Annotated in this window: 13 protein-coding genes; 7 read left to right on the plus strand and 6 right to left on the minus strand. The window is 34.4% G+C overall.

The genetic code is table 11. The features are described from left to right. Nucleotides 1–20 precede the first annotated feature (20 nt). Together larB and ACX119_RS08115 are read left to right on the plus strand one after the other, a co-directional pair. Nucleotides 21–794, plus strand: coding sequence for a nickel pincer cofactor biosynthesis protein LarB (gene larB, locus ACX119_RS08110; RefSeq protein WP_459350765.1), 774 nt, complete (start codon nt 21–23; stop codon nt 792–794). 79 nt (nt 795–873) lie between these two features. After that, complete coding sequence (locus ACX119_RS08115) at nt 874–2454, plus strand: B12-binding domain-containing radical SAM protein (protein ID WP_297593977.1); 1581 nt, start codon at nt 874–876, stop codon at nt 2452–2454. Here ACX119_RS08115 and ACX119_RS08120 read toward each other — a convergent pair. The 3 genes from ACX119_RS08120 to ACX119_RS08130 are packed head-to-tail and all read right to left on the minus strand — an operon-like array spanning nt 2449 to nt 7098. Further along, nucleotides 2449–2772, minus strand: a complete 324-nt coding sequence (locus tag ACX119_RS08120; protein ID WP_459350766.1) for a hypothetical protein — start codon at nt 2770–2772, stop codon at nt 2449–2451. The two genes, ACX119_RS08115 and ACX119_RS08120, sit on opposite strands and share 6 nt — an antisense overlap. Nucleotides 2773–2820: 48 nt before the next feature. Continuing rightward, the gene (locus ACX119_RS08125) at nt 2821–3801 is read right to left on the minus strand and encodes a CFI-box-CTERM domain-containing protein (protein ID WP_459352018.1); all 981 of its coding nucleotides are present in this window, start codon (nt 3799–3801) and stop codon (nt 2821–2823) included. Between the two features lie 54 nt (nt 3802–3855). Next, nucleotides 3856–7098 carry a peptidase gene (locus tag ACX119_RS08130; protein WP_459350767.1) on the minus strand — a complete coding sequence of 1081 codons (3243 nt, stop codon included), beginning with the start codon at nt 7096–7098 and terminating at the stop codon, nt 3856–3858. A 47-nt stretch (nt 7099–7145) separates the two neighbouring features. Between ACX119_RS08130 and ACX119_RS08135 the strand changes: the two genes are divergently transcribed. After that, nucleotides 7146–8498 (plus strand): cation diffusion facilitator family transporter, encoded by a 1353-nt coding sequence (locus ACX119_RS08135; RefSeq protein WP_459350768.1) that lies wholly within the window; start codon nt 7146–7148, stop codon nt 8496–8498. Here the strand turns inward: ACX119_RS08135 and ACX119_RS08140 are convergent. Then, complete coding sequence (locus ACX119_RS08140; protein ID WP_459350769.1) at nt 8495–9673, minus strand: ZIP family metal transporter; 1179 nt, start codon at nt 9671–9673, stop codon at nt 8495–8497. The two genes, ACX119_RS08135 and ACX119_RS08140, sit on opposite strands and share 4 nt — an antisense overlap. Continuing rightward, complete coding sequence (locus ACX119_RS08145; RefSeq protein WP_459352019.1) at nt 9663–10691, minus strand: multicopper oxidase domain-containing protein; 1029 nt, start codon at nt 10689–10691, stop codon at nt 9663–9665. Before ACX119_RS08145 ends, ACX119_RS08140 begins: the two co-directional genes overlap by 11 nt. 156 nt (nt 10692–10847) lie before the next feature. Here ACX119_RS08145 and ACX119_RS08150 point away from each other — a divergent pair, with 156 nt between their 5' ends. Next, nucleotides 10848–11354 (plus strand): hypothetical protein, encoded by a 507-nt coding sequence (locus ACX119_RS08150; RefSeq protein WP_459350770.1) that lies wholly within the window; start codon nt 10848–10850, stop codon nt 11352–11354. Here ACX119_RS08150 and ACX119_RS08155 read toward each other — a convergent pair. Beyond that, nucleotides 11342–11653, minus strand: coding sequence for a hypothetical protein (locus ACX119_RS08155; protein ID WP_459350771.1), 312 nt, complete (start codon nt 11651–11653; stop codon nt 11342–11344). The genes ACX119_RS08150 and ACX119_RS08155 overlap by 13 nt on opposite strands. 83 nt (nt 11654–11736) lie before the next feature. Here ACX119_RS08155 and ACX119_RS08160 point away from each other — a divergent pair, with 83 nt between their 5' ends. From ACX119_RS08160 to ACX119_RS08170, 3 genes are all read left to right on the plus strand, one after another. Next, complete coding sequence (locus ACX119_RS08160; protein ID WP_459350772.1) at nt 11737–11889, plus strand: hypothetical protein; 153 nt, start codon at nt 11737–11739, stop codon at nt 11887–11889. A 106-nt stretch (nt 11890–11995) separates the two neighbouring features. Then, nucleotides 11996–12559: a 30S ribosomal protein S13 gene (locus tag ACX119_RS08165; RefSeq protein ID WP_459350773.1), complete on the plus strand. Its 564-nt coding sequence runs from the start codon at nt 11996–11998 to the stop codon at nt 12557–12559. Between the two features lie 9 nt (nt 12560–12568). After that, a complete protein-coding gene (locus ACX119_RS08170; RefSeq protein WP_459350774.1) occupies nt 12569–13195 on the plus strand; it encodes a 30S ribosomal protein S4 in 627 nt (208 codons plus the stop codon). Nucleotides 13196–13211 lie beyond the last annotated feature (16 nt).

The raw sequence follows: 13211 nt of genomic DNA on the forward strand, positions 1-13211 counted from the left end.
CAAACAGAGAAAAATAATCAATGGAAATTCATAAAATTTTAGAATCATTGAAAGAAGGTAAAATTTCCGTAAATAATGCTAAAAAACTTCTTTCATTATACTCAATAGAAGAAGTAGAAGGATTTGCTAAAATCGACATTAATAGGCAAAAGAGAAGAGGGATTCCAGAAGTAATTTTTGCAGAAACAAAAGAATTAGATGAAATCAAAAAAATCATCAAAAAAACTTTAGAAAAAACAAATACTGTGCTTGTGTCAAGAATTAAGAAAGAAGATTTTCCCAAAATCATAGATTATTCAAAGAAATTAAAAGTGAATTTAAAAAAAGGTGAAAGATCATCGACCATATTATTACACAAAAAACCATTAAAATTCCATGGGGGCAAAGTTGGAATCATAACTGCTGGAACATCAGACATAGGAGTTGCAGAAGAATCAAGATTGATGTGTGAAGCAATGAATTGTAAATGCATTACAAGTTACGATGTAGGAGTTGCTGGAATCCAAAGAATTTTTCCAATTTTAAAAGAAATGATCAAAGAAGATGTTGATTGTATCATTGTAGCAGCTGGAATGGAGGGAGCATTGGCTACACTTGTTGCCACCATGATAGACATTCCAATAATTGGCATCCCGACATCAGTAGGATACGGGTATGGCGAAAAAGGAATAGCTGCTCTGGCCTCAATGCTCCAGAGTTGCTCATTGGGATTGGCAATAGTCAATATTGATAATGGTATAGCTGCAGGAGGGATTGCTGCTAACATTGCCAATAGAGCAAAAATTAAGAAATAAAAAATTGAAATAATTTACAACTGTCAAAGCAAGTCATCCTCGTAAATCATATATAACATACTTTAACGAAGTTTTGTAGTTGGCTGGCAAACGTATTGTATTAACTGCTGATCGTAGTTTAATGACAAATTATAGAGGAAATTTTCTTTATGGATTTATTGCATGTGGACCATATGAAGTTCTCCCAGAATGGGTTTTTGACAAAGTTTTTTGTCCATCCGTAGAAACAGATCCAATAACAGGAGAGGTAAAAGTTGCTCAAGTAGGATTAAGAAGAGTAGAGAGTTCATTAATTCAAGGAGGATACAAAAGAGAAGATGTCTTCTTAGCCCATCCTGAAATGTTACACAAATCAATTGGTCCAGACACCAAAGTTGTTGGAATTAATGTAATGGATCCACTTGGAATGGCTCCAGTCACTACAACAATGTCACCAGAAAAATTATCATATGTTGCAATGAAATTTAAAAAAATGTGTGCAAGTATAATTCAATTAAAAAAGAAATATGATTTTAAAGTAGTTGTAGGAGGAAACGGAGCATGGGAATTAGCAAAATCAGACAGAATGAAAATCCATGGATTAGATACTGTAGTTGTAGGCGAAGCAGATGAATTAGCAGTAGATTTGTTTCAAGATCTAGAGAAAGGTGATGCACCAGAACTAATGCATTGCTTTGTTAGAAATTTAGAGAATATTCCAATAATTGAAGGACCTACCATTAATTCTCTAATCGAAGCTATGAGAGGATGCGGAAGAGGGTGTGACTTTTGTGATGTAAACAAACGTTCAAAGAAAGATTTACCATTAGAACGATTGCAACATGAGGCTAAAATTAATTTAGATTATGGATTTGATTCAATTTGGTTACATTCAGATGAGATGCTACTTTATGGATGTGACAACAGGGATTTTGTTCCAAACAGAGAGGCCATTACCGATTTGTGGAAGGGGCTAAAAGGATTAGGTGCAAATTTTGTTGGTACTACACATATGACATTTTCAGCAGTGGCGGCTGATCCTACCTTGATGCAACAAATATCACATATCAATCAACAAGATCAAACAGGCAGGTGGCTTGCAACAAATCTAGGAATTGAAACAGTTGCACCAGCAATGGTAAAAAAACATCTTGGAGTTAAAACTAAACCATTTGCACCAGAGGAATGGGGCAGTGTTGTAAGAGAGGGAGCAAAGATTCTAAATGAAAACCATTGGTTCCCAGCTGCAACCATCATAATTGGTTGGCCTGATGAAACCCCAGATGATATTCAATACACAATTGATATGATGAGTGACTTTAGAGAGATGGATTTCAGAGGATTAGTTGCACCTTTACTCTATCAAGACTTTAGTGAAAAGAATTCAATGCACTTTGGAAATTTGAATGAGGCTCAGTTTACATTATTTTGGAAATGCTGGGAAAATAATCTCAGAGTAATCAACGATATTATTCCAATCATTCTAAGAAACAAAACCTATGGACCACCTATGAAGGTCTTCATGTATGGAATTCTCAAAGCAGGAACATGGGCAATCATGAGATATCTAAGAGGTTTGTGCAAGGATCTCTTCAATGGCAGAACACCTGATGAGATAATTGACAAATATGCCAGAAGTAGATCTGTATCTGCTCCTAAAATTCAGACAAAGAAATTATAGTTTTTCTATTGCAAAATCAGCAATTGTGTTTCGTTTTGGTGTAAGAGAGATAAAGTAAACTTTGTCTGCTCTTTCAATAGATTCTACTTTTTTGTAGGATTTAGATGATACATCGAATTCGTAAATTCCAGAATCAAGAGAACCCTTAGAATAAATCATAAGGTATGTATCACCATTTGAAGGACTGAGTGGAATAAAGGACATCACGTATCCCTTGTAAGAATTAATGGGCATTGTATTTTTCATAGGTGGAGCAGCGGATGCCATATACATGAAGATATCTTCTATATTGTCAAATTCTTCATATTCAATATGCATTATCTAAGATAATGTGTTTGAATATAATAACCTACTAGAAAGGAAAGATTACTTTCTAGACTTGAAATGTTTGTGAACTTTGAATCCAATCAATGCAGGTGCAGCAATATACATTCCTAGATTTAATGCAATTACAGAAATACCCAATCCTAGCACTTCAACTTCGGAACCATTATCGGCAAGTGTCATAATTGATAGAGTTGAAATCATAGGAGTGATAAATGTTCTAACAACTTCTTGGAACATCGGATTTTCTCTTTCCATATCAGCTATTGTTGGTGAGAATGAATAGTACAATTGGTTAAATCCAGACATGAAAGCTGCTCCTGATGAAGTGCTCATTACAGTATTATCTCTAATTTCTCTAAGGAATTGAACTTGTGGTGCAAGTTCAGTACCATATGCTGCTGTTGCAATTAAACAACCTCCACCTGGTTTTTCAGTTTTAATTACTTGACACACGCCATTTACTAATTCTGTTCCAGCACCACATGTTGGTTCTGGTTCTGGCTCAGGTTCTGGCTCAGGTTCTGGAGTTGGTTTTGGCTCAGGTTCTGGCTCAGGTTCTGGAGTTGGTTTTGGCTCAGGTTCTGGAGTTGGTTTTGGCTCAGGTTTTGGTTTGTTAATAACAGGTTCTCCACCAACATAATTAATTGTAATATTTGATTCGTCTGCCCCATAATGAAATTGAATTGCGTAATCACCATTTAGTTTCCATAAAGGTCCGCCAGCAACAAAAGTTTTTGAAAATGAACCATCAGAATTTGGAGTTATTTGCCCAATTCCAACAATATTGTTATCAGGGGATGTAATAATAAAAGTAAGTCCTTTTCCAAAGTTAGGATCATAGTCTTTGATATTCCCTGTGACTTTTACATTAGAACCATTTGTATAAATCTCCATTTCGGATTTAACCGACAACGCAGGGTTTGGATCACTTGTTGCAAAAACAGAGCCATTAACGCCATAAGAGAGAACCGAAATGGATAGCAATGCAAACGCTAGGAATCCTACCAGTCTCATTTTCATTTTTTTCATGAGTTGAGAGTATTTATGTATTCAATGAAAGAAAAATTGACCAGTTTATACTCGAATTATACCTTTTTTGACCAAGTATTGAATCGATTTTAAAAAGTCATCATCTGAAATTTGATTCTCGGACCACCATTTTGCATTATTTTTAATCCAATTAGGGATCATCTGATCTGAAATTTTACTGCGTTCAGAAGGAGAAATTTTAATGAAACCTTCTTCAATCAAATATTCCAACCCACTAATAAAATCTGAATCAGAGATAAATGTAGAAGACCACCATTTTGCATTATTTTTAATCCAATTAGGGATGTCAGGATCGGATATAACAAATGTCATCGTTTTAACTGGTGAATTATTATGTGATAATTTAATTTCATAAGTTCCAATCAAAGAATTTTCATTAATTGTTATAATTGATCTATAAGATCCGCCATTGGCAAGAGTTGCTGCAAAATTTTGAGAGCGTCCATCAGGAGAAATGATTGTCACTTCCAATGGCAATCCTCTTTTATAATTACCTAAAGTTCCAGATAAAACAATTTCATTAATTTCTCCAGGCGAGGGTTTTATCACAGAATATGCACTTAGAGTAGGTGTGGTAGGATAGGAAGATGGTGATTTATTTTTCAATAGGCTAAAGATATTTGCATTTCCAGAGCTATCTCTAGAATCATAATATTTGACATCAAGACTACCACCTGCTGACGAAATTAAACCGGTGCCGGATTTATTGCAAATGCTTGATGGCATTTTAAATGAACCAGTAAAAATTCCAGTACTAGGTCCAGTTTCAACAAGAGTAAATCCACTTGCACCTAAACCTCCATGCTCAATACCATTTACAGTACAACGTTTGTATCGAATATCTTTGATTAGAACTTCAAGTAAGATATTTCCATTTGCTCCAACTGTATCAACGATAGGAGAATTAGGATCATTTACTACAAAATAAATATCAATTAAATCATTTTTCAAATTAAGATCAGGATCATTAAGAGTAATTGTAACAGGCTGTCCAAAACGATAAGATGTTGAATCAGATCTTAAAACTCCAGAATTTGTAAAGACTTGGGATTTTGTAGATGTTGGTGAAACATTACCTGATTCAGTAATGTCTGAATAAGAAATGCTAATTCCTTTATCATTTACAAGTCGGTTTGTAAGAATAAATTTAATCTGATCATCTATTGGCTGAATTGTTTGAATAAAAGAAGAATCTAAAATATTAAGTTGATTTGCAATAGAATACTCTAATGTCCCATCAAATGTGGAAGAGTCATCTGATGTTTCTTCTAACTCAAATCTATAAATCGCATTATTGACATCATCTGAATCAACTAAACCAAACGAAAAGAAATCAACTACTATCGGTTGAGATTTTTTTTCACTCGATATACTACCCACAGTTATAGAATCATTAGATGAATCAAAATTAATTACAAGAAAGACATTTCCGTTTTTACTTGATATGGCTTGAATGTCTGAATCATCTAATTGAATAAAACCTTGGGGAGAAGTCAAATCCCCAGAATCAATAATTTTTACAGAAGATGCACCAAGTACACCAAAAGAGAGTTCTAGTGAAGTATCAGAAAAATCAGATATTTCCAAATCATTTGCAAAAGATCTAAAATCATAATTTAACCAATTTGTTCCTTCAGAATCCGAAAGGAAATCATCTATGAATAAAGATTTCAAATCAGATGCAGTAATTCCCAAACTCAGAGATACTTTCTCAAAGGACCCATTAGGCACTATGGATGTATCAATAATCAGGCGTGCAGAATTTGAATCAGGCACTGCAAAATTTGCCATAGAACCCATTGTGAGAGGATCTGTGGATAAAGTGAAAAATTTAACATTTGATGCCTTGGCAAGAGTAACAGGATTTCCAATTTTTAATGTTGGAATAATTGAAGTATCCCTAAATACATCCAGATGATCCCTTGTTCCAGAATTAATATTCTGATCAGGATCTACTAAAACTATAGGATATTTTGTTCCAGGTTTCAAGTATGCAGAACCATCACCAATACTCAGAGAAGGATTTAATTTGATATTTGCAGTAGAAGAACCAGTAAGAACAGAGATGGACTTTTTATCATAAGTGATAGAACCTGATTGTCCTCTTGGAGCATTAGCTAGAATTCCTAATGTTGATTCATCATTATCATCAGCATTATCAAAGATTCCAGAGTTCGGACTATTCTCTACAATGGTAAGAATTTTTGTAAATGTTTGTATTCCATTAGTAACACTTGTACTTGGTTGTTCATCATTAGTTTTCAATTCCAACACAGAACCCAAATTAATTCCAAGTTTTCCATTATTTTTAAATCCAATATTTGAAAGATGTGGAGCTAGATTAACCAATCCTGCACCACCATTTGAAGATGCAGAACCAGATTCATCAAATGCCTGATAGAATGTGGAAGGGTTAGTTCCAACATCAAATGTCCAGGAATCTTCATCAGTAGGATCTTGGTTTAATTGGACATCATTAATTGTAAGGAAGACTTCAGAATTATTTGGATAGAGTTTTCTATCTAATTTTAAAGAGACATTTGGGATTTCATCATACTCTAATGTTACTGATTGTGATGGACCACCAGGATTATACTGAATTGTTACTTTATCAAATGAAAAAAGTTGTACTAAAGGCCATGCATTTGTTTTAAGTCCAATTTGACCTGTTGGAACATTTGAATTTGTATTTAGAGACTTTGCATTCCTAACTACATTATTTAGAACTGTAGTACCAGTTGGAGAACCAGAACATGGTGAAAATGGAGCATCTCCATTAGTGTACCCAGTTAAGCCTGCAGATTTTGGAACTGCAAATCCATCTGTCTCAGAGAGTGAAATTCCAAAAATAGATGTTGTTGTATCTCTGCTACAAAAAACACCAAAATCCAAGCCTTTGCCAGCTAATCCAACAGTAGCATCAGCTCTCTTTGCACTTGCAACATTTGCAAAATATCCATACCAATTTCCATCAACTGCCTGTGCCATTCTCAAAGTCTTTCCATTAAGGGTCACATCAGGCTCACCTTTTCCCTTTCCAGTATCCTTCAGATTAGGATCATTCACAATAACTTCTATCACCATAGAGCCTGCAAAATGATTTTCAAATTGAGGATTTTCTGCAGACACAAACAAGTTGGGATTATGTGTTGCCTCAGCACTAGCAATTGGAATTAGCAATAATAATAGAAAAGGTAGCAAATAATAGTTCAAATCCAACCAAAGCCAATTCCTACTCATAACAAATAATGTTGTCGTATCATTCATTCTTGAAACCTGTTATAGAAGAGCAATAATATCAAAAAAGAAGGAAAATGTTTATTCAAAGAAATAAAGTTTTACAGATTTCACTTTTTGCAATTTTTTCAGCATTTTTAGTAGAGTTAATTTTTGGTCTTATTTCAAACAGTCTGGCATTAATTACAGACAGCATACATGCTCTCTTAGATAGTGTGGTTACGCTGGTTTTACTTTTAGCTGCTAGATGGGCAATAAAACCACCAGATGCAGAACATACCTATGGACATGGAAAGATTGAATCATTGGGAGGATTAATTGGAGGTATTGCTATTTTTCTTATAGCATGTTTTTTCATTTATGAGTCGATTCACAGATTACAAAGTCCCCCACCAAGTATTCTTCCTGGAATGTATGCAATAATTGGAGGTGTGTATACAATTGGAATTGATATTTTTAGAATAATTCTTCTTAGAAGATCAATTAAAAAAATCGGAGGAGTTACACTAAAAGCAGATTTTTATCATGCATTTATGGATCTTGGCTCCACATTAGTTGCAATTGCAGGAATAATTCTTGTATCATATGGGTTATACTATGGTGATTTCGTTGCAGCCCTCATCTTAGGAGTATTGCTTGCAGCCCTTAGCATCAAACTTGTCTATAAGACGGCCCAAGATCTAACAGATATTATTTCTCCAGAACTTGTAAAAAAAGTCAAATCCATTGCAAATGCAACTGAAGATGTAATTGACGCAGATCCTATTCTAATGAGAAGATCAGGAGATACAATTTTTGCAGACATTACTATTTCTCTAAGAGGAGATACTAGTTTTGACAAAGCCCACGAGATTAGCAGTAATGTTGAAAAAAATATCAAGGAAGAGATTTCCAATGCAAAAATTACAATCCATTTTGAGCCCAACTGGGAAGATGTTCCACTAGATGCAAAAATTCTAGAAATAGCTAAAAGTGTTGATGGTGTAAAAGGAGTTCACAATGTTAGCACTCATAAAACAAACGGGAAGACATTTACAAATTTACATGTAATGGTAGACAGAGATATCAACCTATCATCAGCTCATAAGATTTCTGAGATAATTGAACAAAGAATTCAGCAGAATATTTCTGAAATCGAGCACTCAACGATTCATTTAGAGCCATTCATTTCTGTGCCTAAGAATTTAAATTTAGAAGATAAAGAAACTGAGAAAAAAATTAAGAGGATATTAGAGAAATATAATGAAATTAAGAAAATTGGACGAATTGTATCCCTAAATTTTGAAAATATTCTCAAGATTGACATTGATTGTTCATTTGATAAACAATTATCAATTGAAAAAGTCCATGATCTAACATCTGAAATAGAGCATGTGATTAGAGCGGAAATCAATAATGCTGTAATTACAATACACCCAGAACCAGACTAGACCAAAATACTGGTCAAATACATGATAACCATGCCAATTGCAAATCCAGAGGCAACTGCAGCACTTGAGAGATTTTTATCACCTTCTTCTCGCACCCACTTTAGAATAGTAATAATTACTTGAAATATTGCACCCGCTCCAATCGATAAAAATACTACAGATGTAAATGGTGAATAAACAAATCCACCTACCCACGCACCAAAAATAGCAGGAGATCCTGCAATTAATCCCATGGCAGCAAGTTTTCCAATCACTTTTTTCTCTCTTGACATGGGTGAAGCTATTGCAAGTCCTTCAGTGGTATTATGTAATGCAAAACCAATAATTAGAAATGTACTAAATGCAATAGAACCAAGACCAACTGCAGCTCCTATAGCTAATCCCTCACCAAAGTTATGCAATCCAATTCCTATTGAGATCATCAGTGCAATTGCAACAGGTTTTGTAATCCTAGAAGATTTTGCTCTATTTACTAATTTTTCACCAGTGTAATACAACCCAAGAAAAGACAATACTAAAACAGTTGCAACAAGTAATACTCCATTAAAGCTACCTGCAAGACTTTCATCTGAAACCTCTAATGCCTCTTCAATAGAATCAATTCCCAAGAATAGCAATAATCCAGCAGTTAGTGCCAAAAAGAAATGATACTTTTGCTTACTAATTCTTCTGATAAATGGTAACCAAAGTAAACCAATCATTACAGGAATTATTCCTACATATGTTCCAATTATTGCAAAAAATCCTAAAAGCTCAAGGCTTGGTTTTAATGCAGGGGCTGCTGCTTCAATCTCTTTTTCAAATCTAGTTCCATCCTCAATTGTAATTCCAATTCTATAGGGTTCTGCCTCATTCCATTCAAAAGGAACTCTAACAAGAGCTGTTTCATATCGTTCTAGGTATCTGTCTGGTTCAACTGCTGCTGGCTGTATCCTGTCATTGATGTCAGCCATTGCAATTTCAACAGGTAATGGACCAGTGTTTCTAACGGTAACTTGAATTTCAGAATCTAGAAAATCAACTTTTTCCATAGTTATCTCAGGTAATGGAATTCCTAAATCCAATAATTCAGAACCAGGACCAAAAATGTATGCAACCAATATAATTAAAAATGCAAATGGGATTATACCACTTGCAATCATCTTTCCTTTTGAGGATTTGTTACTAAGTTCCATATTCTTCTGACTCCACAGATTTTTCATTATCTTTTACTAGGAATATTCCCACCCATCCTTTTTCAGAAAACTCTACCTTGTGTGCATGGAAAAGATATTTTCCAGGATACTCATATTCAAATTCCATTATACCGCGTTCGGTTTGCGAGAGAGTAATCATATCAGTATAAAATGAGGGCACAACATCAGTTCCTGTTGGATAATACTTGTACAGATTTCCATGAAGATGAAAATTGTTTATTGGATCAAATTCCACCATATTGACAACATAGATTCTAATCAACTCATTAGTGTTAATTTGGATTGGATGATGTTGATAGTAAAATGGAATAGTATTTGCTGCATAGAAATTATTTTCAGTATCAAAATCAGTATCAAGACCATTTAGAACCATTACCATTTCATCAGCTGGTGGACGTTCTTCTTTTGGATCTACAATGAAGACACCATACAAACCATGTACAATATGTTCCTCAAGAGGCATAACGTGACAATGATAAGGATGGACTCCAACAGGACCAGCTTCAAATTCATAAACAAATTGTCCACCATTTCCACCTACTGGTTCAAAAACTCCATCCATTCCAGCAGGATGAATTCCATGAAAGTGTATTGTGTGTTCTTTTTCACCATTATTGATGAATTTGACTCGCACTATGTCTCCTTCAGTTGCTCTAATTGTTGGACCCGGAACAGTTCCATTAAAAGTCCAGACATTATAGAAAACTCCTGGGGACACTTCCATTATTTTATCATCTTCAGCTATTATCGTATATTCTCTAAGCATAGTTCCATCAGAAAGGGGTGTTACTCTACCATAATTGAAATCCCTCAAGTATTCCATTGGATCAAATTCTACCTCAGATACAACATAGAGTGGATCAATTATTTCTCCAGATGTTTTTACTACAGCACCAGAATGGGTAACAAATGTTTTCTCTTCAGATTGAGCCTCAGTGATTATTGGATAGATCATCACCACAGAAAAACCAACCAATAGAGATATCATCAGGATCATGGTATTTGAACGAGAAAATTGCAATATCATAAATCACATAATTCTCTATTTAAATTTACCCTAAGCTAACTTTCTTAGCCTAGTCTAACTTTATCAGAAGCAACTAAGAATTTTAATAAAAATTAGGTTTAAACTAAAGATGATCAGACTAAATCTGTGCAAAAATCAGGAATACTTCTTGTTGTTTCAGGTGGATTGATTGTTTTAGGATTAGCTTTACTGGTAGTAGGGAATCAAATTATTCTAGAAGGAGTAAATCAAGGAAGCGGCAAAGTTAGTTCCTCTCAAGAAATTCTAGTATCAACAGAATTTGATTCTAAAAAAACATCAACGGGAGTCTTTGCAGTTCAGGTAATGGAGTTTAAAGAAAACACATTTTCAGCAAAAATTTTAGATCCTTTTGATATTGAAATTGCTTCTCAAAAAATCGATCAAGACACTATTGAAAATGAATTTGATGTCTTAGAATCGGGAACCTACAAATTAATTATTGAGAGTACAGATTTTGAAGAAAAGCAAGTCTTTGGAGCAATAGGACCAGTTCCAGATGCCGGAAAGAAAATACTTGGATTTCTATCAATTTATGTACTAATCATAGGAATGGGAGGATTAGTTGTTACAGCAATAATAGGGATTAAAAATAAAAAAAATCAATTCAAATAACTATCCATTTTTTCAAGACCACTAATGGTATTTTCAAAATTTTCACTATTTTCAATTACGGTGTTAAGTTTGTCAGTATTTGCTGAAAGAAAATTTTTGCCATCAACAGATTTTTCATAAATAAATTCATGTTCAATCAAATATTCAAGTCTATCAAGTACTTCATTTTCTGAGATTTCAGTTTGAGTGGCTAAAAAAGAGCATTCTTTCTCCCCGTCTTCAAGTTCAGCTATAATTGATGAAGTGATGGGATCAAACATACTTTCAACAACTTTTTCCCTATCAAAAGATTCTTCCATTTTACTATCAGAAAAAATGTTGAAATTTATAACTTTTTGATTTATTTCAAAAAGATAATTAGGAAAAAGAGGATACGTCTACTATGCAAAATCTATGCAGACTTGATCCATCAGGCAAGGGAGAGCACTGCTATTGTATAGATATTGACCCTCAAAGAGGAGTCAAAAAATGCTGTAAATGCAATATTTGGAATGTTCAAGGAAGAGATTGGACTAATGATGAGGACTTTAGATGATTTAAGCAGATTTAGCCTTTAATTGAGTAAAAAATAACCATTAGCACATCACAGAAATTGACGCCTAGCATGGTTTTTATCGGGGTTTCTTTGAATTTTTGAATACTTGAGTAGTCAGGAATACAGACACATTGTAAGGATTGTGGGTAACGATATCCCAGGAGAAAGAAAAATAATCGTGGGCCTAACTAAGATCAAAGGAATTGGTTACAATTTTGCCACTGCAATTCTTGATACCCTAAATATCGATACAAATTCTCACATAGGAAATTTAACCGAAGAGAATGTTCAAGCCATTGAAAAATTAATTACAGATCCAATTGCAGGAAATTTTCCTTCATGGTTTATCAACAGAAGAAAAGATATTGAAACTGGAACCGATTTACATTTGCTTACATCAGATATTCCATTTACATTAAGAAATGATATTGAAAGAGAAAGAATAGTTGCAAGTTGGAGAGGTTATCGTCACCTTAATGGATTAAAAGTTAGAGGACAGCGAACTAGAACATCAGGTAGAAAGGGCGGAGCTGTAGGTGTAGCTAAAGCAGGTGGACAAGCAGCTCCTACAAAAGATTCGTCTGGAGGAGCTCCAGCAGCCGCAGCACCGGCAGCAGCCGCAGCACCGGCAGCTGAAAAGAAAGAAGCTCCAGCGGAGAAAACCAAATAGGTGTTTTGAATGGGAGATCCTAAATATCCACGAAGAGTTTGGAGAAAACCAAAAAGACCACTCAATTATGAATTAAAAATGGAAGAGCTAAAAACTCTCGGAACATTTGGATTAAGAACTAAAAGAGAATTATGGAAAGCACATACTGAATTATCCAGAGTTAGACATCAAGCAAGATCATTGCTTGCATTAAGACAGGAAGTAAGAGAAGAAAAAGAACCAATCTTAATGAAATCACTTGCAAGAATTGGATTGGTAAGTGGTGATGCATCATTAGATGATGTGTTAAACTTGACTCCAAATGATTTACTTTCTAGAAGATTACAAACTATTGTAACAAAGAAACTTGGATTTAAAACACCATATCAAGCAAGACAGGCAGTAATTCATGGACACATTATGATTGGAGACAGAAAGGTAGACATTCCATCATACATTGTAACTATAGAAGAAGAAAACAATATTCGTTTTTCACCTGAATCAAAAATTCCTCAAATGTTAGAAAAAACAAAAGAAGAGCCTGTTGTTGAGACTCCTGTTGAGGAAACTGAAGGTGTCGAGACTCCTGCTGCTGAAGTGGTAGAAACTCCTGCAGAAGAAACAACAAAAAAAGATGAAAGTTCTTCAACAGAATAATAGAAAAAATAGGCTT

The sequence above is a fragment of the Nitrosopumilus sp. S4 genome (assembly GCF_054515835.1).